This is a genomic window from Rhodobacteraceae bacterium IMCC1335 (genome assembly GCA_039640495.1).
In the GTDB taxonomy this organism is placed as follows: Bacteria; Pseudomonadota; Alphaproteobacteria; order Rhodobacterales; family Rhodobacteraceae; genus Thalassovivens.
On the sequence record CP046864.1, the window covers coordinates 3,182,162 to 3,207,778 of the forward strand.

Below are 25,617 nucleotides of genomic sequence, written 5' to 3' on the forward strand. Positions count from 1 at the left end.
CTTAGGAAACTGAAAAATGGGCGATCAAGGGAACATCGTGACCAAACCCCAAGATGCATTGGCAAACTTGCTGTCGAAAGAGATGGCACAGGTCAATGAGCTGATTTCACAGCGCATGGCCTCACAATACGCGCCGCGCATTCCCGAAGTGACCGCGCATTTGATTAATGCAGGTGGCAAGCGTCTGCGCCCCTTACTGACCCTAGCAAGCGCTTCTATCTGCGGCTATACGGGCGGCTTTCATATTCATTTGGCGGCAACGGTCGAATTTATCCATACCGCCACCCTGCTGCATGATGACGTTGTCGATGAAAGCGCGCAGCGGCGCGGGCGACCCACAGCCAATCTACTCTGGGATAACAAATCATCCATATTGGTGGGCGATTATCTGTTTTCGCGGGCCTTTCAATTGATGGTAGATACTGGGTCTCTTGACGTATTGGCCATTTTATCCAACGCCTCTGCCACAATCGCAGAGGGCGAAGTTTTGCAACTCAGCGCCTCGCGCGATCTGAACACCAACGAAGAGATTTATCTGCAAGTGGTCAGAGGTAAAACCGCCGCCCTGTTTTCAGCCGCCACGGAAGTCGGCGGGGTGATTGCAAATGCACCTAGAGCGGTTCAAACCGCTTTGTTTGATTACGGCGATGCTCTGGGAATCGCGTTTCAAATTGTCGATGATCTATTAGATGTTAGCGGCGATCCTGACGTGATGGGCAAGAATATTGGGGATGATTTTCGCGAACGCAAGCTGACCTTACCATTCATCAAAGCCGTTGCGAAATCCACTGCCGATGAACAGGCATTTTGGAAACGCACGATCGAAAAGGGCGACCAGCAAGAGGGTGACCTGGCACGGGCTCTGGAACTCTTAAAAACCCATCATGCGATCGAAGATACCCGCCAAGATGCTTTGCAATGGTCGCGCCGGGCCCAAGACGCCTTGGCCCCGCTGCCCGACCACCCGATGAAGGCGCTTTTGGCGACGCTTGCGACCTATGTGGTCGAACGGATTACTTAAACCTGTCCAAACATATCTGGGTTGATGCGATCCACCAATCTGGATGGGTTTGCGCCAGCTTTACAGCAAGCGCATCGCGCGCCGCATCATTTTGCATCAAGGCAAAACACGTGGCACCAGAGCCGGACATACGCGCCAAAGCCACGCCGGGTGCAGCGCGCAACGCGGCCAGCACATCCCCGATAACTGGAACCAAGTTCTGCGCCGGCACCTCTAGATCATTGCGTTGCTTGGACAACCAAAGCAACCAGGCCTCACGGTTTCGCGGATCAGGCATCGCCTCTAAGACCGGAGGATTTTCTTTTGAAGCAAGCGCGTTGAACACCGCCGGCGTCGATACCCCCTGCCGCGGATTGACCAAAATTATGGGAAATTGCGGCGGTGGCCCTAACATCTCTAATTGATCGCCAATCCCCCGCATCCGGGTTAACTGCGGCGACATGCAAACCGGTATATCAGCGCCAAGCTGCAGCAGTTTGGCAAGGGCGGGCACAGGCTGGGACCACAGCTGTGATAAGGCCCGTATCGTCGCTGCGGCATCGCTTGAGCCGCCGCCAATTCCAGACGACGCGGGAAGGTTTTTTTCCAACTGAATATGCGCGCCCTTGGAGATATCAAACAAATGAGCAGCCCGCATCACTAAGTTGTCCGGCCCCGAAGAAATATCAGGTGCAAAAGGGCCAGTGCAGTTTAAAGACAGCTCATCCGCCGGTGAAACAGTAATCCGATCGCCAATATCAGCCATAGCAACGTATGAATCCAAAAGATGATAGCCATCGCTACGCTGACCTGTAACGTGTAAAATCAAGTTGAGTTTGGCCGCTGCGAAGGCCTTAGCCATCTTGATTGGCCGTCGAGAGCAACGCCTCTGCCTCTTCTTCCAAAACGCGCTCCAATCCGACCTCTAACTTGCGCAGAATCCGTTTTCGATCTGTTTCTTCAGGATCGAATGACAAAGCCCGCCGCCATTGAAACACCGCCTCACGCTTGCGCCCCACCTCCCAAAATACATCCCCAAGATGGTCGTTCACGATCGGATCGATCGGCATCAATTCTGCCGCTCTTTCCAAATGCGGCAAGGCCTCCTCAAAGCGGCCAAGGCGATAAAAAACCCAGCCCAAACTATCGACAATATAACCACTTTCTGGCTGCTTATCGACCGCAGTTTGGATCATCTCCAGAGCTTCATCAAGCTTTTGACGCTTTTCCACCAACGAATAGCCAAGATAATTCAAAACCTGAGGATGATCGGGCTGTAACGCCAGCGCTTGCCGGAAATCCTGTTCGGCCGCGGGCCAATCGCCCATCCGCTCATTGGCCATGCCGCGCGCGTAAAACAGCCGCCACGCGCTTTTCATGGTGGGGTTCAAAAGATCTAAGGCAGCCGTATAGGCCATAACCGCCTCATCATAGCGTTCTTGACTGCGCAGCAAATTGCCCAACGCCTGATGGGCCGGCACTAATCTTTCATGGCTACGGGATAATCCGCGCAATACCTCGATTGCCGCCTCGGTCATTCCACTGTCGCGCAATGCATCCGCGCGCCCCAGCTCAGCCAAGGGAAACAGCGCGGAAACGGGGGCAATTGTCCGATAGGCCTCTATCGCCAGATCATATTGCCGCATTGCCACTAAAATTTCGGCGCTCAGCAGCGCGGCCGGGGTGTATTTAGCAGAGAGAAACTGCGCCAATTGCGCGTGAAACAAGCTGTATTCATCTTTTTGCTCTTGGTTGAGGATTTGCGCAACCGCAAAGAAGACCTCAGCCAGCCCATCCTCAGCCGTTTTCATCAGCAAAGGTTTTGGCGATCGTTTCCCCCCAATATCAGCTTTCAGCCGATCAAGCTCAGGGTCAGATTGCTCGGTGAAAAATCTGTCAAAGATTGTACCAGCCTTATCAAACTGACCATCCTGCATCAAAGCCTCGAGCCTGATTAAAATCGCTCTGCGCGTCACTTGCGCGCCATCTTTTGACAATGCTTCAAAGCGGTCATCGGCAGCCTGATAATCGCCTGACACTTTATAAATCAACGCCAGATGATAATTAGCGAGCCCGCGTTCCTGATCCTGCTTAGACAATACTTTCAACTTCGCGATCGCTGCTTCATAATCCTCGCTACCGGCCAATGACCAAGCTTCAATCAAATCATCAATAAGGGGATGACCAATCCCGCGCTCTTCTTGCAACAGCCTCGACAGGGCTGAATAATTTTGAGACTTGGCAGTATTTGCAATCACCACCAAATTGGCCCATTGGCCATTGGCGCCTTGATTTATGAAGGCTTGAGCAGCGGGTAAGGCCTGCTCAAACCGCCCCAATGCACCCTGCGCCAAAATCAGCTGTTCAAGCGCCATTATATTAGCGCTATCCTGCGCAACAACTTTTGAGAAATACTGAACAGACGCGTCCAGCCGACCATCCAAACTGGCTTGACGGCCCGCAAGATACGGCCCGGCCAACCCCTCCGCAAAAGACGGGGCGCCAAACATGCTTACTATGCATGCAAACCCTAAAATAAACCGCAAAATAAAAACCTACCCGTTTTCCGTTAACTTAGGCTGCGTGCCCAGCCAAAGCAATGCCTTGGTGAAAACGCAAGATTTGATAAATCAAATGTAAGGCGTTGGTTGATATTCTCAAGAAGGGTGCGCGCAGAACTTACATATTGGGATAGTTAGGACCATCGCCCCCCTGAGGCGTGACCCAAGTGATATTCTGGCTTGGATCTTTTATATCGCAGGTTTTGCAATGCACACAGTTTTGAAAATTAATCACAAACCGGGGATCTTTCGCCTCTTCCTGAACCACTTCATAAACGCCCGCGGGACAATACCGTTGCGCAGGTTCCGCAAATTTCGGCAAATTCACCGAAATCGGCAGATCAGGATTCGAAAGTTGCAAATGCGCCGGTTGGCTTTCTTCATGGTTGGTCATCGAAAATGCCACATTGGTCAGCCGATCAAAACTGAGTTTGCCATCGGGCTTTGGATAAGTGATTTCGGCATGCTGCGCGGCGGGCTCAGTGGCTTGTGCATCCGTTTTGCCATGCGACAATGTGCCGAATAAAGAAAACCCAAAAACGGTTTGCCACCACATATCAAAACCGCCAAGAGACAGGCCGCCCAAAGGACCAAAACGCGCATTAAGAGGCGCAACATTGCGCACTTTCTTCAGATCTTTGCCAACCACGCCCGTCCGCAAGCTATGATCATAGGCGTCAAGTTGATCCCCGAGCGCCCTGCTTTTATGGCCGCTGCGGCCGCTTCAGCAGCCTCAATCCCCGAATGCATCGCGTTATGGTTGCCCTTGATACGTGGTAAATTCACCAGCCCTGCAGAACATCCCAACAACGCCCCGCCTGGAAACGCGACTTTGGGAAGAGATTGCGCACCGCCTTTGGTAACGGCTCGAGCTCCGTAAGCAATGCGTTTGCCGCCTTCTAACAATTTTGCAATTTTGGGATGATGCTTAAAGCGCTGGAATTCCATATAGGGTGAAAGATAAGGATTCTTATAATTCAAATCGACAATATAGCCCACATAAACCTGATTGTTATCCAGATGATAAATGAAGGAGCCGCCCGAATTTTTAAAGCCCAAAGGCCACCCCAAACTATGCGTGACTTCGCCTTCATTATGGCGCTCGGGATCCACTTCCCAAATTTCTTTCATGCCAAGGCCAAATTTTGGCACATCGCAGCCTGCAGCCAAATCGTATTTTTCAATCACCTGCTTTGAAAGCGATCCGCGCACCCCTTCGGATAAGAAAACATATTTGCCCAACAGCTCCATACCCGGCTCGTAAGCCTCAGAGATCGACCCATCGCCCGATTTACCAAATTCACCGGCAACCACGCCGCGCAACTCACCCTGCGCGCCGTAGACCAACTCGGAACAGGCCATGCCCGGAAATATCTCTACGCCAAGCGCCTCGGCTTGCTCGGCCAACCAACGACAGACATTTCCCATAGAAACAATATAATTCCCATGATTGTTCATCAGCGGCGGCATCAGCGCATTGGGCAAACGAATTTGACCCGCTTCACCCAAAACATAAAAATTATCTTCTTTTACCGGCACTGTCAGAGGCGCATTTCTGGCCTTCCAATCTGGAAATAAGCGGACTAGCCCGCTGGGATCTAAAACGGCCCCCGATAAAATATGTGCGCCAACCTCAGAGCCTTTTTCAAGCACAACAATATCAAGTTCACTGTCCAGCTGTTTCAAGCGAATTGCCGCCGATAAACCTGCCGGGCCGGCACCGACAATCACAACATCATAATCCATTGTTTCGCGTTCGATTTCGCTCATCTGCTTCTCCAGCTGCATGCCTTGAAATATTGTTACCCAAACGCTTAACCCGCGCAAAAGCCCGCCGTCAATGCGCTTTGAGTGATTATTCATTATGCGCCGGTGCTTTGTGTTAAAACCTTAGAAAGAACTGCCTAATAAGAAAGATTTCTCCGGCAAAAACACGCCGTATCGCATAGTTTTGCTTGCATTTCTTGGGCGGCTTTGGTCACATGCCGACGGACAAAAGCCGATGCGATCCGGCACCTTAAAAAGCGATGAACAAGATTATGGAAAAGATACCTATGACCCGGGCGGGCTATGATGCGCTTGAGGCGGAATTGAAGCAGTTAAAATCTGTTGAGCGACATGCCATCGTGAAAGCCATCGCAGAGGCGCGCGAACACGGAGATCTATCTGAAAACGCTGAATACCATTCTGCGCGGGAAAAACAGAGCTTTATCGAAGGCCGGATCAAAGAGCTCGAGGGCATTTTATCTTTGACGGAGGTTTTGGACCCGAGCAAAATGTCTGGTACGATTAAGTTTGGGGCCACCGTCACTTTGATCGATGAAGACACAGATGAAGAACATACTTGGCAAATTGTAGGCGAACATGAGGCGAGCATCGAAAATGGTCTGTTAAATATCAAATCTCCAATCGCACGGGCCTTGATCGGCAAAGAAGAAGGCGACAGCGTCGATGTAAAAACTCCCGGCGGTGGAAAATCCTACGAAGTGATCGACGTTAAATTCATTTAAACGACGCCACCACAGTTACCTTTTCTCAAGAGATCATAACGCATGTCACGTGATCCAAAAGATCTGAACAGGCTTCAATCGAAGCTGATCCAAGGGCGGCGCTTGCTCCTTCTACTTGGCCTCGCCCTGCCCGTTTTATGCGCTGGTGCGCTTTGGTGGGGAAACAAGAATGAAGCTGATGTCAGTTTCGGCATCGCGCTCAGCCTAACTGCGCTAATCGGGTTATGCGTTTTGGGCTTTGTTTACGTATTGGATCTTTTAGGAGATCTGCAGAACCATATTTCGCGCCCGATCGCGGTTGACGCTGTGAGACCAACGCGGGAGGGCGAAAGAGACATCGCCGCTATAAGTCAGCAGATTTCTGCGCTCTCAGAGCAGGTTCAGCAATCCAACTTGGCGCATGAACTCTTGCATACGCGCATCCAAGCTTTGCTTGAAACGGTTGAGCAGCTCAGCCGCCACGCAGCCGCGACAGCCGATATCGCGCAAGATCCGCGCCCAGTGCCGGTGACGGCATGGCAGCCGTCCAAATCCGATCAAGATCAAGCCATGCTGCCCCTCACCAAAGCTGAGCAAAATGATCCTTCTCCTTTGCCGCAAGCTGATTACATACGCGCGTTGAACTTTCCACAAAATGAAACCGATAAGCTCGGCTTCACCGCGTTAAGAAAAGCTATGCGCGATCACACAACGCGCCAGCTTATTCGTGCCGCCGAGGATGTTTTAACCTTGCTCAGCCAAGATGGTATTTACATGGATGATTTAACGCCCAAGCCCAGTTCTACAAAAGATTGGCGGCTGTTTTCCCAAGGTGCCCGCGGCGCAGCGCTCTCGGGCTTGGCAACCATCCAAGAAGAATCGGTATTAGAGCTGACGCAAAAGCGCATGCGCGAAGATCTGATTTTTCGTGATGCCGCCCATCATTTTTTACGTATCTTTGACAAGTCATTCATGGAGTTTGAGCGGCAAGCCCGCGAAGACGAACTGGCTGCATTCGCCCAAACGCGCACCGCGCGGGCGTTTATGGTGCTGGGCAGCGTCACGGGAACCTTTGAATAACCCGGCCGCTTGCTCTGCCCTTTTGAAACATATCGGAAGCCGCGTTAGGCGCGAAAGCTCGAAAAAGGAAGATATCGCACGGGGTCTCCCGCGTTAATCTCTTGTGCGCCCGCGCCAAGTTCGACCAAACCCTGCGCCCAACTCAAACCGCTTACACGCCCCGAACCTTCGGATGGGAATATAACAACCCGCCCCGCTTCTATCCGGGCCCGAAGATATTCAACCCGGCCCGGTTTTTTGGTTTTACGAAAACCGGCCGGCACGAGAAAAGGCTGCGGTGACACCCAGCCCCCCCCTGCAAGCACCCGCAGCGCGGGTGAAGCAAAAATCAAGGCACAGACCAAAGCCGCAACCGGATTGCCCGGCAGACCGAACACCGGCATCGCGTTCCAAACCCCCATTGCTATGGGCCGGCCTGGCTTTACCGCGACCCGCCAAATAGCCAGACTATCTGCCTCATTTAACAGGCCCGACATATGATCTTCATCCCCATCTGACGCGCCGCCCGTGCTGAGCATAACATCGCAGCTTTGGGCGGCCGCGTCCAAAATAGCGCGCAAGTGATCGCGCTCATCTGAGGCGCGCCCCAGATCAATCGCTTGATAGCCAAGCCGGTCGATCAACGCCAATAACATCGGCCGATTGGCGTCAAAGATTTGACCCTGCGCAAGCGGTTGCCCGATCTCTTGAAGCTCATCCCCGGTGGACAGAATACCGATTTTCAAACGTTGAAACACCAGCACCTGCCCCACCCCAACCGAGGCCAGAAGCGCCAAATCACCTACTTCGAGGCGGTGTCCAGCGCTGAAAAGTTTCGTGCCTTGCGTCACATCCTCTCCTGCATTGCGGGTATTGGCGCCACGTTTCAAAGGGCCGTTAAAGGCAATTCTTTCGCCATCGCTGCTCACATCTTCTTGCAGGATAACAGTATCGACGCCGGCGGGCAGTGGCGCCCCAGTCAACACCCGCAAGGCCTCGCCATAGGGCAGCGCGCCGTCAAATGGGTGCCCTGCAGCGGCGCGGCCTTGGGCCAAAGGCATGTGCAGCGCGCCGGCCTCTTGGCTCAGCCGACCATCAAAGCCATACCCGTCTACCGCCGCATTAGCATGCGGTGGATGGGCATTTGGAGCGCTGACCTCCTGCACTAGAAACGCCCCGAGCGCTTGATCGAGGGGTAAGGTTTGAACCTTAACGCAGCATTGCATCCGTTCTTTCAACCGCTCCAAGGCAAGCGATACAGGCATCCAATCAACACCCTCTGGCAGGGCAAAACAATCATTGCGCAAGGGCGGAGGGCTTAACATCCTATCGCCCCCTGTGCCGAAAGGCCAAAAATCCAGCCCTCTTCTTTTAGAACCGGCTTTGGCACAGCCGCCACCATTTCGGACAGGGCGGAGGCCGCATTTTGGGACCTATCGGTTAGGCTGCTCATAAAATTGCAAGCGGCCCAAACTTGTCGGGCATCTAGCACATGATAGGGTTCATCGGGATACGCGGCAGTGAGGCTTTCAGCCGAGGGGATAGAGAGCAATGATGGATAAATTTCCGTCAATATAACGGAAGCTGAGCTTTGCTTTGCCTGCGTTTCAAAAGGCCAAACGCCCCCGCGTTTGCCAAGCCAATGCCGCAAGCCTGCCAAATGGCTTATCCCCAGCAATGTTTGCGATCCGACCGCGCCGGTGGTGAACAACTTCCACGCGCTTTGCGCACTGCCCGAGGCTTGCTCTGTAAGGCGCAAATCAGGCAAGCCATGCCCAACCCGCAGGCTGCCGCGATGCGGAAGGCCGGCGTAAGTTTGCCCCGCAGGCGCACCCCAAAACGGCCCTATTCCTGGGAACCGATTATTGATTTCCGCAGCCACCTGAAATCGATTATTTGAATTATCAGGGCGATCCTCAATCCGTTCGGCCAACCAGTTCCAAACGGCCAATGCGCTGTCTGAGCCGGTCAGGGCTTTTGCAAAGCCACGCGGATATCCAAAGCCAAAATCAAACCCGATCAAAACGCGCGCAGCCCGGTTTAACGCGCGCTCCAACAGATCATAAAGATAGGCCAGAGCAGAGGCGCGCCCCCGAAAATACAGGGGATGCTCGGGCTGCTCTGCGCGATGTTTGCAACATATGAAGATTGCATCTGCAACAGGGCGCCGCGGCGATAAGGAAGAGCGCGCCGACCAATCCACGGCAATCACCGTATCAAAGCTCACAATCCAACCTCTTCCACAATAAAATCCGCAATCCCCGCAGTGTCGTTCAGATCAAAAACCGGCTGCTGCACCGATAAAGGCGCATCGCTGGCAACGGCTTTGATCGTTGGGTTTTGCGGCGCCAGCAGCGGCTGGTTTGTTGCTGCGCGCACCGCCTCTATTTTGGGATGCGCTGCGCCCTTGAAACCTTCAATCAGAACCAGATCAACCGGCGCCAACTTGCTCAGCAGCTCGTCTAAGCTGGGCTCATCCGCCCCGCGCAACTCATGCATCAAAACGTAGCGATTGCGGGATGTCAAAAGGACTTGCTGCGCGCCGGCCGCGCGATGGCGATAGCTGTCGCGCCCCGGTTGATCCACGTCAAAACTGTGATGGGCATGTTTGATGGTTGAGACGGTCAAACCACGGTAGCAATATTCCTCGACCAAGCGCTCCATCAGCCCTGTTTTGCCCGAATTTTTCCACCCGGTGATTCCATAAACCCGCATTAGCTATACTGCATAAAATCAGCCGCTTTTTGCAAATCTTGCGGCGTATTGATGTTGAAAAACGGATCAAATGGCATGGCAGAAAAAAGCGCTATGCGACCTTCATGCTGATCGCTCCAGCGCACAACTTTTCGCAATCCCCCGCTTAATTCTTTGCGCAAATCCTCCGCTAAAGCTACGGGCCATAGCCCAAAAGTGGGATGGCGCTTGGGTTCGTCTTGGCCATGTTGCGAGGCGGCCAAAACCAGCTTATGCTTTTGCCCTTGGCTGGCATGAAACAAGGCTTCAACCAACCCCTTTGGGAAAAATGGCGTGTCGGCAGCCACCGTAACGATATGATGCGCGCCATGCTGTTGGGCCCAATCCAGCCCGGCCAAAACTCCGGCCAAAGGCCCCGCATGATCGCCAAAATTATCCGCAATAACCGGCAACGACAGATCCTTAAACCGGTCTGGATTCCCATTCGCATTCAAAACGATACGGTCCACCTGCGGAGCAAGCCGGTTGATCACATGTTGAAACAGACTTTTCTTCTCGAGCAGCAAACGGCCTTTATCGCCCCCTCCCATACGACGGGCTTGCCCGCCGGCCAAAATCACTCCAACCGCTTGGATCATGATCGCCCGCCTTTGCGCTTGGCCGCATGAGGCTCTTCTGGAACCTGTTCTGGATCTGCGTCCCAAATCAAACGCTCGGCGCCAGACAAACATATAAACCGTTTGCCGCGCAAACGCCCGATCAGCGTCAAACCAACTTGCTGCGCAAGCTCAACGCCCCAGGCCGTAAAGCCAGATCGCGATGCTAAAACGGGAATGCCCATTGCAGCTGTTTTGATCACCATCTCAGATGTCAATCGCCCTGTTGTGTATAAGATTTTATCATCCGGTTTCACCGCCTCGCTTAGCATCCAGCCGGCGATTTTATCCACCGCATTATGACGCCCCACATCTTCCATATACACCAGCGGTCTATCTTGATGGCATAAAACAGTGCCATGGATCGCGCCCGCCGATAGATAAAGTGAGGGCGTACGGTTTATTTTTGCGCTTAACGTATAAAGCCACGACGTGTGCAAGGTTGAGCTTGCCAGCTCAATCCCCTGCAGCGTTTCCATCATATCGCCAAAAACAGTGCCCACCGCGCAGCCGCTGGTACGCGTTTTCTTGCGCAACTTTTCTTCATAATTCGTGGTCCTTGCAGTGCGTATTACAACAGTTTCCAAATCCTCATCATAGGCGATGTCAGTGACCGTATCATCGGCCAAAAGCATGCCTTGATTGCGCAGAAAACCCAACGCCAAATAATGCGGATAATCGCCGATGGTCATCGCCGTCACGATTTCCTGAGCATTCAAAAAGATGGTTAAGGGCCGCTCTTCCACAACCTCAAGCGATTGCTCTGCTCCCAAATGATCAATGCCCCGTACCACGCGGGTGAGCCCGCTACCGCCCTGCTGCGGGGCGATTAAATACTCTGATTGTGATTTCGTGACGCTCAATTGCAACCCTGCCTGTTAAGCGGTAAGTCCAATATCTACGTTGACCTTACATCCGGCGCAAGTCCATGGCCCATGCAAAAAATTATTTCCAATTGGGTCTTAAGCAAGCCCTGCCATTCATTTTCATCGTCGGACCTTTTGGCCTGGTATTTGGAACGATCGCCAGCAATGCCGGACTCAGCGTTATCGAGGCGTTAAGTTTTAGTATTTTCGTTATGGCAGGCTCTGCACAATTGACCGCGCTTCAATTGATGCTGGATGGCAGCCCAACGCTTATCGTTGTGCTTTCGGCCTTGGCGGTGAACCTGCGAATGATGATGTATTCTGCCTCGCTCACCCCCTATCTTGGCGAAGCACCTTTAAAACAGCGCATCCTAGCGGCCTATAGCACGTTAGATCAAAGCTATGCGCTGAGCCTTCAGCAATTTGAGACCGAACCCCAAATGACCTTGCAGGCGCGCATGCGCTTTTTCTTGGGCGCCGCTGCACCCGTTATCCCAACTTGGTATATTTCAACCTTTGCCGGAGCGTTTTTGGGGAAATCTTTTCCTGCTGATTTGCCGCTAGATTTTGCGATTCCCTTAACCTTCATTGCGCTTTTTGCCCCGTTATTGCGCAGCGCGGCGCATATTTCTGCTGCGCTCTCTGCCACGATCGCCGCTGTGGTTTTTAACGACGTGCCCTTCAATTTAGGGCTTATTATGGCAGGTTTTGTTGGAATGAGCCTGGGGGCTGCAACCGAGCGCCATCTGCTTGCGAGACCGAATCGGCCATGATTTTAAGCAGCTCTCAGATCTGGACGGTCATTATCTTGCTGGGCTTTGGCAGCTTTGCGCTGCGATTTCTATTTCTTGGTTTGATTGGGGATCGCAGATTGCCCGATTGGTTGAAGCGGCATCTGCGTTACACCGCGGTTTCCATCATGCCCGCCTTGGTGGCACCGATGCTTTTCATATCCCCTGCCTCAAGCGAAGCGATTGACCCAGTGCGGCTTGTGGCTGCCGGGGCAACTTTTGCTGTGGCGTATTTTACCAAGAAAGTTTTGGCATCGATGTTGGCAGGCCTTTTCGTGCTCTATATTCTATCTTTTTGGGGGTAGAGCACCGGCTGTTCACAACGCGCCTGCCGCTTTACGGGTTTGTCTGGCCCCGTGACGGCGTTCAGCGTTTAACTGGTTTAGCCGTTTACCAAAGCCACAACAACAAGGGCCAGAATGCAATAAATTGCTGTTTTGGTTGAAAAGCTTAAAAAGCCTTCAAAGGTTTTCTCTTGCTCGCTGGTATCCATGCTACCGTGTTCATGATCAGACATTGCGTTTCCCTTTCGCGATTTATTCTTCATTTAAACGATTCACGGGCCAGTGTCATCCCTTCTTCGCACGCAGCAGAAGCGTAGCAATGTCGCAGCCAAGTTTCAGCCCTGCTCCTCAAGCGTTTGAAATCTATAGGCTCCATCCGGCCCAAGGTGGCGGGTGACTTTTCCCAGCTGATAAAGATGGTTTAGATGCCCAACCGCTTCTCCTAGGGCCAACCCATATTCAGATGTTTTTATCGCGCGCTTGAACAAGGGCTTTAACACCTCATGGGCGCTGGCTGGCGCAATGAGATAGGCCCGCAAACGGTTTAAGGCCGAATGATGATTGTCGATCAATTGCTGCAATCGCGTCGGCAAGCCAATGAAAGGCAGTTTATGCCCCGACAATACCATATGATCCGCGCGGGCGATTTCTTTAAAACGCTGGCAGCTCTCGAGCCAATCGCCCACCGTATCTGCCTCTGGCTCTGTGGCATACACCCCCAAATTCGAGCTGATCGACGAAATAATTTGATCTCCTGCCAAAATCAAACCGTCATCTTGGCTCCAGAGGGTGGCATGCTCGGGTGCATGACCATGGCCGATATGAATGCGCCAGCGGCGGCCCCCGGCCTGTATCTCTGCCCCATCTTGAAGCCGCCGAAACCCCAAAGGCATCGGATACACCATATCGCAAAAGTTAAACGGGCGTTCAGCTGCCCGTCTGTTAAACATATCCTGCGGCATCCCTGCCCGTTGCCAGAAGCGCAGTGTTTCGCGCGAGGGCCGTTCCTGAGGATCAAGCCGCAGCATCCGCGCCATCAACCATGCCGTTCGCGTCATCCATAAATCGGCTCCAAATTCCGTTTGAAACCATCCGGCAAGGCCCACATGATCTGGGTGATGATGCGTGACGATCACCCGCTTTATCGGTTTTGAGCCCATCGGCCCTGCCAATAAACTTTTCCATATATCGCGCGATTTTGATGAGCTGATGCCCGTGTCGATGATCGTCCAACCCTTAGCATCATCTATCGCGTAAACATTCACGTGATCCAATGTCATTGGCAGCGGCATCCGCGCCCAAAACACCCGCGGTGCCACTTCCAACATGTCTCCCAAACCGGGCGGCTCCGCCCAAGGCGTGACAAGCGCGCGCAAAGAGTTGGCCATCACGCCGTCAGTTCTTCAAAACTGAACGCATAAAGATCTGCAGCGCCTTGCTGCGCTTGCTGCAAAAGGCCAATATATTCACCCAATAACGCGTTCATGTAAAACCGCGCCAATTTACAATTGGGCCCGTGATCTGGCGTAACCAAGGCAGCTTTCAGATGATAATGCCCCCCCAAAACGCGGGCAAACGCTTTCAAGAAGGAAACCGAGCCCGCAAAACGATCCTTTAAATCGGGTTGCTCGACGAGCCAATCAACGCTGCTGCGCAGCGCTTCGCAGGCAGTGGCCAGCGGCGCCGCCAAATCCGGCAACCGCGCGTTTGCCAAGGCAGCATGCGCCGCGATTTCATCCAAAAGCGCATAAGCGGCTCTGCCGCCATCCATCATTTTGCGCGCCACAAGATCCATAGACTGAATGCCATTGGTGCCCTCGTATATCGCGGTCACCCGCACATCACGGCTGAATTGAGCGGCCCCGGTTTCTTCAATAAATCCCATTCCTCCATGCACTTGAACACCAAGATCCGCTACATTGATGCCGGTTTCCGTACCAAAGGCCTTAGAGATCGGCGTTAACAAAGCCGCGCGCGCCGCCCAAGCGGGATCATCGCTCGCGCAGGCCATATCAAGGGCAACCGCATTGGCCAGTGCAATCGCTCTGGCTGCAAAAATATCACTGCGCATGGTCAAGAGCATTCTGCGCACATCGGCATGATCTAAGATCGTACCGCTGCCGTTTTCCAGCATGCTGCGCCCCTGACGGCGCTCTTTGGCGTAGGATAGCGCTTTTTGGTAGGCCCCCTCAGCAGCGCCAATGCCTTGCCCGCCAACGCCCAAACGGGCGTTGTTCATCATCGTGAACATGGCGCGCATGCCATCATGCGGTTTCCCAATCAACCACCCCCGTGCCCCCTCATATTGCATCACCGCCGTAGGGCTGCCATGCAAACCCATTTTATGTTCCAAACTGATCACTTTAAGGCTATTGGCCACTCCGGGCTGCCCAGCAGCATCCGGAATGAACTTGGGCACTAAAAATAATGAAATCCCTTTCGTGCCGCTGGGCCCATCCGGCAGCCGCGCCAAAACCAAATGGCACACGTTTTTAGAAAAATCATTATCCCCCCAAGAAATATAAATTTTCTGCCCGGTGACTGCATAGGTCCCATCGCCATTATCTTTGGCTTGACAGCGTAAAGCCCCCACATCCGACCCGGCTTGCGGCTCGGTTAGATTCATGGTTCCACACCATTCGCCTGAAATCAATTTGGGCAGATAAAGCGCTTTAATCTGCGCGCTGGCATGATGTTCAAGCGCCTCGATCTGACCCTGCGTCATCAGCGGATTGAGCTGCAAAGCCAAACAAGCGCCGGCCATCATTTCATTCACCGCTGTGGTCACCGTGAGGGGCAGCCCCATTCCGCCATATTCAGGGCTCGCAGATATCGATACCCAGCCACCATTTGCGATCGCCTGATAGCCTTCTGCAAAGCCTTTAGAAGTGCGCACGATGCCATTTTCCAGCCGCGCTGGATCTGTGTCACCGTTGCGCTGCAACGGATCAAGCACCTCTTCGCATAAGCGGCCGGCCTCGCTCAACACCGCCTCAACCACATCGCTTGAGGCCTCGCAAAAGCGATCCGCGTCAGCGATCTGCGCATAATCCACCACGTGATCAAGTAAAAACCGGTATTCTTCGAGCGGGGCACGATAGGGCATGATCTCTCCTTTATTGCAGGCTTGGCATAGAGTGCATTTCGCTTTATGGGCATTTTAAAACCTAAATGCCAGAGCGGAGGAAGCCACCGTTTGGGAAAACGCGGCGTCATAATATGAAATCCACGCAAACCGAATTACTGCCGATCACACCCTCGGCCATCGCGCGCGCCAGCCAAAGGCTACGCGAGGGCGCGCTGGTGGCCTTTCCCACCGAAACGGTTTATGGCTTGGGCGCTGATGCCAGCAACAAGCATGCAGTTGCTAATATTTTCGAAGCCAAGGGCCGCCCCAGCTTTAACCCTTTAATCGTGCATGTCAGCGATATCACCACTGCTAAACGCTATGCCGAGTGGAATGCGCAAGCTGAAAATCTTGCACAGGCTTTTTGGCCGGGGCCGCTGACTTTGGTTTTGCCGCGCCTTGCAGCCGCCTCTCTTTCATCTTTGGTCACGGCGGGCGCAGCAACGGTTGCCATTCGTGTGCCGGCCCATCCTGTGGCGCAACGTTTGCTAAAACAGTTTGACGGGGCCATTGCGGCCCCCTCTGCCAACCCCTCAGGACAGATCAGCCCCACCCGCGCCGCGCATGTGATTGAAGGGTTGGGGAACACAGTTTCTGCAGTTTTGGATGGGGGGCCCTGCGACGTTGGTTTGGAAAGCACGATTGTTGGGATTGAAAATGCAGGATCAACGCTGCGGTTGCTGCGCCCCGGCGGGCTGACGCGCGAAGACATTGAGCAGCATCTGGGCGTAGCTTTGGAAACCTATCAAACGCCTGGGCTAATTTCAGCGCCCGGGCAATTGGCCTCTCATTATGCGCCAAAAGCGCGCCTGCGCCTGAACGCAACGGATTGGACTGGCGATGAAAATCGGCTGGGGTTCGGCGATGTTGCCTGCGACTTGAATTTATCCACCAGCGGAAACTTGACCGAGGCGGCCTGCAATCTGTTTCATTGCTTACATCTCCTAGATTCAGGCCCTGAAACAATTATCGCTGTCTCGCCGATTCCCGAAATTGGCTTGGGGCAAGCGATTAATGATCGTTTGCGAAGAGCCGCCGCACCGCGATAATGCGCCTGGCTATGCGCGCCCGCCTTGCGTGGATAAAAGCCGCGCATCAATGCCAATCGACTCAAGCGCCGCATGCCACATATTTCCATACTCTTCATGCAGGATTTTATCTTCCTCCGCATCGGCCAAAAGCCAAGAATTGCGGGCTATTTCCGCATCAAGCTGGCCGGCACCCCATCCTGCATATCCCATGAACAAACTGGCCTGATTAGGAGCTATTTCCTGGGCCAAAGCCTCAATCACATCCCGCGTAGAAGTTAAGGCCAGTTGCGCGCCCAGATGCTGGGTCGATTCAGCCGAGTGATAATCACGCGAATGCAACACGAATCCACGATTGGCCTCCACCGGCCCACCGCACAGCACCGGAATATCTCGCTGCGCGCTATTTTCAATTGAGAGCTGCTTGCATAGGCCACCAAAAGAGGCTTGCGCCATCGGCTGGTTCAATATCAAGCCCATCGTGCCCTGCGCAGAATATGAACATAGGTAGATCACGGAATTGTCAAACCGCTTATCACCCATCCCTGGCATGGCGATGAGCAATTTGCCCGTTAAGTCAAAAGTTTGTGTAACACTCACCATTTAACCCAGTTTTCCCGTTTTTGCCGCACCGCCTAAAACAACTCTATTAGATCGTTGTACCACAATAGCTCGCCGTAACGTGACTTGGCAAATTCGATTTTTTCCTTCATGCACAGCGTATGAAATACCTAAAACGATATGTGCACTTGGCAATAGCGTCTACGGTTTTGACCGCTATATTATGTTTTGCCTCGATTGCCCCCGCACAGGCAGAGGGGCTGCGCAATGCGATGTTGCGCCCAGGCTGGCTGGCCAGTGACGGCAACTATTACATAGCTTTAGATTTAACGCTCAGCAAAGGCTGGAAAACCTATTGGCGGGCCCCCGGCGAATATGGATATCCGCCCAAAATTGAATACAACGGGTCAACAAACCTGCAAAAAGCCGAACCGATTTGGCCCGCGCCAATTGTCTTTGGCTCAGAGAACATGGAGACCATTGGCTATGCAGAACATCTTGTTTTGCCAATCAAATTAACACCTGTTGACGCCGCACACCCGATCAAGCTTGAACTTTCGGCGCAGCTGGGCATTTGCCTAGATATTTGCGTGCCAATCTTCTTGTCCCTCAGCCAACAGCTTGACCCTGTACAGCGAAGCGCTGATCCGGCAACCCTGCTTGCATTGGAAAATCAGCCCGTCCCGCGGGCTCAGTCAAATCTGCAACATTTAGACTGCGCCTTCACACCCCATGAAGATGCAATTTTGATCACCATCGGCGCTGCGATCCCCTCATTGGGCGCGCGTGAAACGCTGATAATAGAATATAAGCAGCAAAATCATTGGGTAATGATGGAACCAACGCGGCGAGAAGGCCCGCTACTGCAGGCGCTGGGCTATCTGACGGATGAAACCGGCGCCGCGCCCCTCAGCATTAGCCGACAAAAAATCCAGATCACCGTGATTGGCAGCCTGGGCGCGGCAGATCTTGGCGATTGCACCGCGCAACCCAAATAATCGGCTAAACCGAACTTCCCCGCCGGTTACCGCGCAAATAGCTGGCGAAAAATGCGACCGCAATCAAGGAAATGGTTCCCAATAAAAACAGCAGCAAGGCCCCCAACACCGGTGGCAAATTATACAAGAATTGCGGGGTGTCGGGTATAAATGCGGGTAATTTTTTTCCCTGAAAAGTAGCCCCCATCGTGAGCCCGAACCAAACCACAATCAGCGCCGTTAGGCCTTGCAAGGCCCGCCTCAAACCCAAAGCGCGCCCTGAAATACCGCGCCAAAGCGATCCAAAATGACGTTTGATATCATGCTGAACGGCAATCAAAGCCGGCACAACCAGCAAAACCAACACCATGCCAAAGCCAAGCCCATACACCAATGTGATCACCGTGGGCTTCAAAAACTGCGCTTGTGAGGATCGCTCATAAAGCAGCGGCGAGAGGCCCAATACCGTTGTCAATGTGGTCAACATAACCGGTCGCAGCCGGTCTGCAGCCCCATCAATCACAGAAGGAATAAGCCCACGGTCTTTTGCATATTCATCGATTGAGGTTATTAAAACGATCGAGTCATTGATAATAATACCCGTCATACCAAGCAGCCCAACAACGCTGAACATTGAGAGCGGCACATCCCAAACATAGTGCCCGTAAATCGTGCCAACCAACCCGAACGGAATGATCGACATCACCACGATTGGCCGCGTCCAGCTGGAAAAGATCCAGGTTAAGACAAGGTAGATCCCCGTAAGGCAAAGGATCAACCCCGTACGCGCATCATTTAAAAACTGTTCTTCTTGCTCGGCCAAGCCCGACAGACGCCATTCCACTTGGCGCAAGCTGGCAATCTCTGGCAAAATCTCTGCTTCCAAGCGGCTCATAACCTCTTGTGCATCGGCAGGATTATCTTCTGAAACATCCCCTGTCACCGACACCAAGCGAATGCCGTTTTCACGGCGAACCGTTGAAAAGCCCGATCGACGTACCACGCTGACAATATCCGCCAAAGGCACATAAGCGCCGCTGCTTGCACGCAATTGCATACGTTCGATAAAATCTGCAGTAAGCTCATTTTCGGGCAGCTCGACGCGTATCGTGGCGCTGCGGGGGCCCATTGGATAACTTGCCGCCTCAATCCCATTGAGCCGCCCGCGCATCACTTGTCCAAGGCCATCGATGGTAAAGCCCAACGCTTGCCCCTGCGGCGTCAGTTCCAGAATCAACTCTTCTTTATCGTAGGACAAATCATCCTCGACAGCGGAGACGGCCGGAAACCGCAACAGCGCGGTTTTTAAATCTTCTGCGGCTGATTTTAATGTGTCCGCATCAGCTCCGTAAAACTGAACATCCAGCGCATCCCCCCCAGGACCAGAGCGCCACCCGCGAAACGACACCTCTTCCACCAAAGGATGCCGGCGCACCTTATCCTGAAGCTCGCCCACGAAGGCAAAGCTTGAATAAGAGCGCAAGTCAGGATCGATCAACTCGATTGAAATGCCCCCAAGCTGATCCGGCGTTTTGGTATCCGCGCTAGCGAGCGGATAGCCCGAATTGGCGCCGATTTGCGACACAACATAGGCCAGAGGGTTAAGCCCGTGGCGCTCCTCATATTCGCGCCCCAGTTCTTCCGTGGCACGCTGCATCTCGCGCATCATGGCCAATGAATCTTCGCGCGATGCCGAGGATACCATTGAAAAATTGCCACTGACCGAAGAGCGCTCGGGCGCATTGAAAAACCGCCATTTTACCTCGCCTGAGAGAAACAGGGTAATTTGCGAGGCCAGCAACACAACCGCGCCCGCCAAAATAGCATAGCGCGCCTTTAAAACCAAAGCCATGAGCCGGCGAAACAGGTGTTCACGCACCCATTCAAACCCCCTATTCACAACCCGGCTGGGCAGATCATACCAATGCTGTTTATCGCCATGCTTTAAGGAATGCGCCATATGGTTGGGCAAGATTAAAAAACACTCTACAAAAGAGGCCGCAAGCACCACCGCAACCGTAAAGGGTATATCGGCGATTAAGTCTCCAAACCGGCCTCCCACCACCACCAGCCCAAAAAAAGCAATAATCGTTGTGGTGGTTGCGGCAAAAACCGGCAAGGCCATACGGCGGGCGGCGGTTTCTGCGGCGGCCACGGCGCCCAAGCCTTTACGGGCCTGTTGATCCGCATGTTCGCCAACCACGATCGCATCATCCACAACGATGCCAAGCGTGATGATCAGCGCAAATAGGGAAATCATATTAATCGTGATCCCCGCAGCATACATCATCGCCAAAGCGGCCAGCATCGCGGTAGGAATGCCGGCCGCCACCCAAAAGGCGGTGCGCGCATTCAAAAACAAAAATAACAGAATTAAAACCAAACCAAGACCGCTTAACCCGTTTTCCAGAAGAATTTTCAAACGCCCAGATATGTAATCTGCCCGCGCCCTAATAAGCTCGATCTGCGCCCCCTCTGGCAGGGTTAGCGCCAGACTGTCCGATATTCTTTGAACCGTTTCTTGAATTTCGATTGCATCGCCTTTTTCAGACCGGTCAACGCGGATTGAAATTGCCTGATTGTTGCCAACAAAATATCCAAGCTCGCGATCGGTGCCTTCCACCCGCACCTCTGCCACATCACCGATCATAAGCTTTGACCCGTCCGGATTAACCCGTAAAATAACATTGCCAATATCGGCGGCTGTGCGCTTTTCAACGCCGGTGCGCACGCGCGCATTGGCGCCGGCTACATCGCCAGCCGGATCCGCATTGACCTCTCCTGCAACCGCCGCGGCGATCTGCGCCATGGTGACATCAAAGGCGATCAAATTGATCGAGGGCACTTCAATCATCGTTTGCGGTGCCGCAATTCCACGAATGGTCGTGCGGGTGACGCCTTCGGCAAATAAACGCAACACCAGCTCATCGGCGAACAACGCCAATTGATCGATCTCTAACGGGCCAGAAATGATTAAATCGGTAACGCGATCGCGCCAGGAGCCGCGGCGAACCTTCGGATCATCCGCGTCTTCGGGCAATGTATTGACCTGGTCCAAAACGGTTTCAACATCGCTCGAGGCGCGCGCCATATCCCAACCGGGTTCAAATTCCAAACTGATGCTGGCGCGCCCTTCGCGTGACAGGCTGCTGACCTCGGTCACGCCTTCGATCGACAAAAGCGCCGGCTCTAAAATTTGCACAATCCCATCGTCAACATCTTCGGCACCAGCGCCTTGCCATTTGACATCCACAGCAATGTTGTCGACGACAACATCAGGAAAAAACTGCGATCGCATTCGCGGCATGCTCACCAAGCCAGCCACAATCAAAATCACCAATAAAAGATTTGCAGCCGTTTTATGCCGCGTAAAATAGACCAGAATGCCACCAGCCGCTTTGGGAAGATCGCGCACCATCCTTTAACCTCCCATCCTGCTTTCAATCCGCTCAACCACCTGCGCGGGTACTTTTTCTTGCTGCAATTGGGTTAGAATGCGCTTCTTGGCATCGGCCGGGATATAACCATTGCCCTCAATATAAGCCATAAGCTTGGCCCGCCGGTCAGAGGTTAACTCAACCAAAGCTGGCTCTTCTATTTGCCTACCATCGGCGGCGCGCAGGGGCTTTACTTTGATACCTGCGCCCAGAACCGGGCTGCGCTGCGCAACAACCTCGCGCCCCGATAAAGCCCGCGAACGGACAAGAACATCATCGCCCTGACGGCGCAGCACCCGCACTTCAAGCGAGTCAAGACGGTCATCCTCTTCCAAAACAAGAACGCGCCCTGCCGCATCCACGGCAGAGGCAGGTAACCTGATCACATAGGGCAATTCTGGCTCTTCCACTTCAATGGTCACAAAATCGCCGGGTTTTAAACCGCGCGGATCCGCGAGCGTGGCAAACACCACACGCCCGGTGAGCCCATCACCCACCGACCCGCTATCGCGGCTCAACACGGCTTTTGACGTAAGATCCCCCCAGAGCTGCTTAACGAAACCAGAACCGGCGCGGCCAACAAGCGCCCATCATCATCAATCAAACGCGCATATTGCGCGGTCGAGATGCGGAACGCCACTTCGAGCCGGCCGGGATCAATCAAACTACCCAATTTTTCATTCGGGCTGACCAACCCACCTTGCACAAGGCGAATCCCGCTCAATGTGCCGGGAAACTCGGCGAATAAACTGGTATCTTGCAAACGCCTTTGGGCATCTTCCAACATCAATTGTGCCCGGGCAAGCCGTGTGGTGGCTTGGTCGCGGCGCAATTCTGCTTGATCCAGCGCGCTGCGGCGACTTAATACAGATTGACTCGCTGATGAACTGGCAATTTCGGCCGATTCAACGGCGGATGCAGTGCCCACGCCGCGCTGTTTCAGATCTGCTTGACGCTCAAAGGCGCGTCGACGTAGATCAGCCTGATCAACTGCCGCGGTCAGTTCATCTTGCACCAAGCCCAATGCCCTAAGCGCCTGATCTGCTTCAATCCGCGCATCCTGCAAATCGGCCTCAGCCCGCGCCAATTCAGAGCGGGCATTCGCTTCATCCAACCGCAGCAACAGCTCGCCCGCCTGCACCTGACCGCCCTCTACGAAATTATCCGATACATAAGCAACTTGCCCCGCCGTACCCATCCGCAGATCCAAGGTACGACGGCTTTGAATTTCACCAAACGCGCTCAACATAGGCGTTTCTGTTTTCGCCTCGGCCGCGACCACGTTCACAGTAAAGATGCGCTCGCGCTGCTTGGCCTTGCGCGCCGGTTTTGCCATGCGCTCATCCAACGCCGTTGACACCATGTGCCCCGCATAGGCGATCAACCCAAGGCTAATGGATAACAACAAAAGGCCAATCAAACTTTTTCGAAAAAATCGCATCGCGGCTCCACAGCTTTTAAGAGGTTACTCTATAAATAGCGTGACATTCCGCCGCGCCAAGGCCCAAAAACGTCACCACTCATAGTGGGTCTTGTTTTTCGTCTTATGCAAATCTGTTGTGGCGTTTGTTTTATAGCTAGTTTCCCGCCTCGCAGAGCATGTACTAGCTCAACAAAGCACGCATACCTAATTCGGCAGCATAAACCGCTGCCTATTTACGGCGCAAATGTTCATCAAGCCTTGGCATGATTTCAACGAAATTGCAGGGCCGATGTCGAAAATCGAGCTGCTTTGCCAAAATTTCATCCCACGCATCGCGGCAAGCGCCGGGGCTTCCCGGCAGAGCAAATAGATAGGTTCCCCCCGACACGCCTGCTGTCGCGCGGCTTTGCACCGCCGATGTACCAATCTTTTGCATGCTGATCATCGTGAACACGATGCCAAAAGCCTGAATTTCTTTTTCATACACATCTTTATGCGCCTCAACCGTCACGTCGCGGCCGGTTAACCCAGTTCCACCGGTTGAAATCACCACATCCACATCCTGGCGCGCGATCCAGGCGCGTAGCTGCGCTACGATTTGATCGCGCTCATCGGGTAAGATCATGCGATCTGCCAAATGATGGCCGGCCTCACACAGCCGATCCACCAAGGTTTGGCCCGATTTATCCGTTTCAAGGCTGCGGCTATCTGAAACTGTCAACACTGCGATGCGCACAGGAATAAACGGTGCGGTGTTATCAATTCGGCTCATTCCAATTCCAACCTTTTTTTAAGCGCCAAAAGATCTTTCCACGCTAATTTTTTCGCCGATGGCATGCGCAGTAAATAATCAGGAGACAGCATGGGAAGCAGCGGAATGCCCTCGAACTCAAACCATTGCCCGCGCAGATCGGTGAGGTTGGATTTGCCCAAAAGCCCATCACAAGCAATTCCCCCCATCAAAACCAGAGTTTTCGGAGCCGCCAAAGCGATGTGCCGGCGCATAAACGGTGCCATCATCGCTATCTCGGAAGGGCTGGGGCGCCGGCTTTGCGGCGGCCGCCAAGGCAAAAATGGCGCAAGGTAAACGTGAGAGGGCTTTCCCGCCGATGGCCGCGATAGGCCTATCGCCCCAAGCATTTTATCTAATAGCTGCCCGGATGGCCCCAAAAAGGGCTTTCCTTGCAGATCGTCTTCGCGCCCGGGAACATCCCCTATAATCATCACATCACATCCGGTTTGTCCCTCACCAAACACCAGATTGCGCGCGCCTTTTCGCAAATCACAAAGCTCAAACCCACCAAGCGCGGCGGCCAAATCCTCCAAAGTTTGCGAGTGCTCTGCCAGCCCATGCGCAACAGCAACCGCGTCAATGGCTGGCAGGTGCGGCGCAGCGGGCGGTTTTGCAACATTTGGCATGATTTTTGGCGCATTGACGGGCGCCGAATCCAATGCGAAACGATCAACGGGCCGCTCTTGAATGGCCTCAGTGGCGCCAAGGGCAACCTGCCACTCCAGCAGGGCGCGTGCATTATGCCAGTCTAACTGCGATTCCATAAACCCTACGCTAGCCGGTTCCCCGTGCGAGGAAAAGCCAGTTCGGATCGCGCGGCCCATCCAGGCGGTCGAAATGAAAAATTTTTACACCAAGCCTTGTGCGATGGCGCTGCTCTGAGTATGAGGCCTGAAGTAAGCGAGGTTGTGCAATGGCGTTTAAGCATAGGCATCTGCTGGGCATTGAGCCCCTTGCACCAGAGGCTATTCGCGAGATTCTGGATCTTTCAGACAGTTATGTGGATCTCAACAGGCAGCCAAACAAACATTCAGACGTGTTGGCCGGCCGCACGCAAGTGAATATGTTTTTTGAAAACTCCACCCGCACGCAAGCCTCTTTTGAACTGGCCGGGAAAAGATTGGGCGCCGATGTGATGAACATGTCCATGCAGGCCAGCTCAATCAAAAAAGGGGAAACCCTGATTGATACAGCGATGACGTTGAACGCGATGCATCCCGACCTTTTGGTTGTGCGCCACCCCCATTCAGGGGCGGTTGATCTGCTGGCCCAAAAGGTGAATTGCAGCGTGTTAAACGCAGGTGATGGACGCCATGAACACCCGACCCAAGCGCTGCTAGATGCTTTAACAATCCAGCGGGCGAAGAGCCGCTTGCACCGGCTAAGCATTGCAATTTGCGGCGATATTGCGCATTCGCGCGTCGCCCGCTCAAACATAATTCTATTGGGGAAAATGGAAAACCGCATTCGATTGATCGCGCCGCCAACGCTGATGCCCTCGGGCATCGAGTCCTTTGGCTGCGAGGTCTTTGACGATATGCAAGAAGGTTTGAAAGACGTAGATGTAGTGATGATGCTGCGCTTGCAACGCGAACGCATGGATGGCGGATTTATCCCCTCGGAACGCGAATATTATCACCGCTATGGTTTGGATGAGGCAAAGCTGCGCGCTGCCAAACCTGATGCGATTGTAATGCATCCCGGACCGATGAATCGCGGCGTGGAAATTGACGGCGAAATTGCCGATGATATCAATCGCTCGGTGATCCAAGAACAGGTAGAAATGGGAGTGGCCGTGCGCATGGCCACAATGGATCTTTTGGCGCGCAATCAGCGCGTTATGAAAGAGCGCCATGACTGATGTTTTTAAA

The 25,617-nt window shown here is 53.5% G+C and carries 22 protein-coding genes and 2 pseudogenes; 8 read left to right on the forward strand and 16 right to left on the reverse strand.

Translation table 11 applies throughout. The annotated features are described in order from the left end of the window. The first annotated feature begins 16 nt into the window (after positions 1 to 16). Positions 17 to 1,021, forward strand: a complete 1,005-nt coding sequence (locus GN241_15545; GenBank protein XAT58648.1) for a polyprenyl synthetase family protein — start codon at positions 17 to 19, stop codon at positions 1,019 to 1,021. Here GN241_15545 and GN241_15550 read toward each other — a convergent pair. The 3 genes and pseudogenes from GN241_15550 to GN241_15560 form a co-directional block, all read right to left on the reverse strand. Next, positions 1,014 to 1,862 (reverse strand): 4-(cytidine 5'-diphospho)-2-C-methyl-D-erythritol kinase, encoded by an 849-nt coding sequence (locus GN241_15550; GenBank protein ID XAT58649.1) that lies wholly within the window; start codon positions 1,860 to 1,862, stop codon positions 1,014 to 1,016. The genes GN241_15545 and GN241_15550 overlap by 8 nt on opposite strands. Then, positions 1,855 to 3,510, reverse strand: a complete 1,656-nt coding sequence (locus tag GN241_15555; GenBank protein ID XAT58650.1) for a tetratricopeptide repeat protein — start codon at positions 3,508 to 3,510, stop codon at positions 1,855 to 1,857. Before GN241_15555 ends, GN241_15550 begins: the two co-directional genes overlap by 8 nt. A 169-nt stretch (positions 3,511 to 3,679) precedes the next feature. After that, positions 3,680 to 5,331 (reverse strand): annotated as a pseudogene (locus tag GN241_15560) (FAD-binding protein). A 269-nt stretch (positions 5,332 to 5,600) separates the two neighbouring features. Between GN241_15560 and greA the strand changes: the two are divergent. After that, positions 5,601 to 6,071, forward strand: a complete 471-nt coding sequence (gene greA, locus GN241_15565) for a transcription elongation factor GreA (protein XAT58651.1) — start codon at positions 5,601 to 5,603, stop codon at positions 6,069 to 6,071. A 42-nt stretch (positions 6,072 to 6,113) separates the two neighbouring features. Next, positions 6,114 to 7,130, forward strand: a complete 1,017-nt coding sequence (locus GN241_15570) for a hypothetical protein (protein ID XAT58652.1) — start codon at positions 6,114 to 6,116, stop codon at positions 7,128 to 7,130. A gap of 44 nt (positions 7,131 to 7,174) precedes the next feature. Here the strand turns inward: GN241_15570 and GN241_15575 are convergent, their stop codons facing one another. Genes GN241_15575 through GN241_15595 form a run of 5 tightly spaced genes read right to left on the reverse strand, consistent with a single transcriptional unit; the run spans position 7,175 to position 11,328 of the window. Next, a complete protein-coding gene (locus GN241_15575; GenBank protein XAT58653.1) occupies positions 7,175 to 8,434 on the reverse strand; it encodes a molybdopterin molybdenumtransferase MoeA in 1,260 nt (419 codons plus the stop codon). Further along, on the reverse strand, positions 8,428 to 9,336 hold the full coding sequence (locus GN241_15580; protein XAT58654.1) for a molybdopterin guanine dinucleotide synthesis: 909 nt from the start codon (positions 9,334 to 9,336) through the stop codon (positions 8,428 to 8,430). Before GN241_15580 ends, GN241_15575 begins: the two co-directional genes overlap by 7 nt. Continuing rightward, complete coding sequence (mobB, locus tag GN241_15585) at positions 9,333 to 9,824, reverse strand: molybdopterin-guanine dinucleotide biosynthesis protein B (protein ID XAT58655.1); 492 nt, start codon at positions 9,822 to 9,824, stop codon at positions 9,333 to 9,335. The genes GN241_15580 and mobB overlap by 4 nt, the downstream gene beginning before the upstream one ends. Next, positions 9,824 to 10,441: a molybdenum cofactor guanylyltransferase MobA gene (gene mobA / locus GN241_15590; protein XAT58656.1), complete on the reverse strand. Its 618-nt coding sequence runs from the start codon at positions 10,439 to 10,441 to the stop codon at positions 9,824 to 9,826. The genes mobB and mobA overlap by 1 nt, the downstream gene beginning before the upstream one ends. Beyond that, positions 10,438 to 11,328 carry a sulfurtransferase FdhD gene (locus tag GN241_15595; protein ID XAT58657.1) on the reverse strand — a complete coding sequence of 297 codons (891 nt, stop codon included), beginning with the start codon at positions 11,326 to 11,328 and terminating at the stop codon, positions 10,438 to 10,440. The genes mobA and GN241_15595 overlap by 4 nt, the downstream gene beginning before the upstream one ends. A gap of 59 nt (positions 11,329 to 11,387) precedes the next feature. On the opposite strand from GN241_15595, the gene GN241_15600 reads away from it, so the two are divergent. Then, entirely contained in the window at positions 11,388 to 12,098 is a 711-nt protein-coding gene (locus GN241_15600; GenBank protein ID XAT58658.1) for a branched-chain amino acid ABC transporter permease, read from the forward strand. Next, complete coding sequence (locus GN241_15605) at positions 12,095 to 12,421, forward strand: AzlD domain-containing protein (GenBank protein ID XAT58659.1); 327 nt, start codon at positions 12,095 to 12,097, stop codon at positions 12,419 to 12,421. The genes GN241_15600 and GN241_15605 overlap by 4 nt, the downstream gene beginning before the upstream one ends. A gap of 77 nt (positions 12,422 to 12,498) precedes the next feature. Here the strand turns inward: GN241_15605 and GN241_15610 are convergent, their stop codons facing one another. From GN241_15610 to GN241_15620, 3 genes are all read right to left on the reverse strand, one after another. Next, positions 12,499 to 12,633 (reverse strand): aa3-type cytochrome c oxidase subunit IV, encoded by a 135-nt coding sequence (locus GN241_15610; GenBank protein XAT58660.1) that lies wholly within the window; start codon positions 12,631 to 12,633, stop codon positions 12,499 to 12,501. 102 nt (positions 12,634 to 12,735) lie between these two features. Further along, positions 12,736 to 13,788 carry an MBL fold metallo-hydrolase gene (locus tag GN241_15615; protein XAT58661.1) on the reverse strand — a complete coding sequence of 351 codons (1,053 nt, stop codon included), beginning with the start codon at positions 13,786 to 13,788 and terminating at the stop codon, positions 12,736 to 12,738. Further along, positions 13,788 to 15,506 carry an acyl-CoA dehydrogenase gene (locus tag GN241_15620; protein XAT58662.1) on the reverse strand — a complete coding sequence of 573 codons (1,719 nt, stop codon included), beginning with the start codon at positions 15,504 to 15,506 and terminating at the stop codon, positions 13,788 to 13,790. The genes GN241_15615 and GN241_15620 overlap by 1 nt, the downstream gene beginning before the upstream one ends. 113 nt (positions 15,507 to 15,619) lie before the next feature. On the opposite strand from GN241_15620, the gene GN241_15625 reads away from it, so the two are divergent. Then, positions 15,620 to 16,576: a threonylcarbamoyl-AMP synthase gene (locus GN241_15625; GenBank protein XAT58663.1), complete on the forward strand. Its 957-nt coding sequence runs from the start codon at positions 15,620 to 15,622 to the stop codon at positions 16,574 to 16,576. 9 nt (positions 16,577 to 16,585) lie between these two features. On the opposite strand, the gene GN241_15630 is transcribed toward GN241_15625, so the two are convergent. Beyond that, on the reverse strand, positions 16,586 to 17,158 hold the full coding sequence (locus GN241_15630) for a hypothetical protein (protein ID XAT58664.1): 573 nt from the start codon (positions 17,156 to 17,158) through the stop codon (positions 16,586 to 16,588). A 119-nt stretch (positions 17,159 to 17,277) separates the two neighbouring features. On the opposite strand from GN241_15630, the gene GN241_15635 reads away from it, so the two are divergent. Then, positions 17,278 to 18,114 (forward strand): hypothetical protein, encoded by an 837-nt coding sequence (locus GN241_15635; GenBank protein XAT58665.1) that lies wholly within the window; start codon positions 17,278 to 17,280, stop codon positions 18,112 to 18,114. Positions 18,115 to 18,118: 4 nt separating this feature from the next. Here GN241_15635 and GN241_15640 read toward each other — a convergent pair whose 3' ends face one another. The 4 genes and pseudogenes from GN241_15640 to GN241_15655 form a co-directional block, all read right to left on the reverse strand. Next, complete coding sequence (locus tag GN241_15640; GenBank protein XAT58666.1) at positions 18,119 to 21,511, reverse strand: AcrB/AcrD/AcrF family protein; 3,393 nt, start codon at positions 21,509 to 21,511, stop codon at positions 18,119 to 18,121. Positions 21,512 to 21,514: 3 nt separating this feature from the next. Beyond that, positions 21,515 to 22,971: pseudogene (locus GN241_15645) on the reverse strand (efflux transporter periplasmic adaptor subunit). Between the two features lie 211 nt (positions 22,972 to 23,182). Next, complete coding sequence (gene moaB, locus GN241_15650) at positions 23,183 to 23,725, reverse strand: molybdenum cofactor biosynthesis protein B (GenBank protein ID XAT58667.1); 543 nt, start codon at positions 23,723 to 23,725, stop codon at positions 23,183 to 23,185. Further along, on the reverse strand, positions 23,722 to 24,510 hold the full coding sequence (locus tag GN241_15655; GenBank protein XAT58668.1) for a uracil-DNA glycosylase: 789 nt from the start codon (positions 24,508 to 24,510) through the stop codon (positions 23,722 to 23,724). Before GN241_15655 ends, moaB begins: the two co-directional genes overlap by 4 nt. A 149-nt stretch (positions 24,511 to 24,659) precedes the next feature. On the opposite strand from GN241_15655, the gene GN241_15660 reads away from it, so the two are divergent. Then, positions 24,660 to 25,607 (forward strand): aspartate carbamoyltransferase catalytic subunit, encoded by a 948-nt coding sequence (locus GN241_15660; GenBank protein XAT58669.1) that lies wholly within the window; start codon positions 24,660 to 24,662, stop codon positions 25,605 to 25,607. Positions 25,608 to 25,617 lie beyond the last annotated feature (10 nt).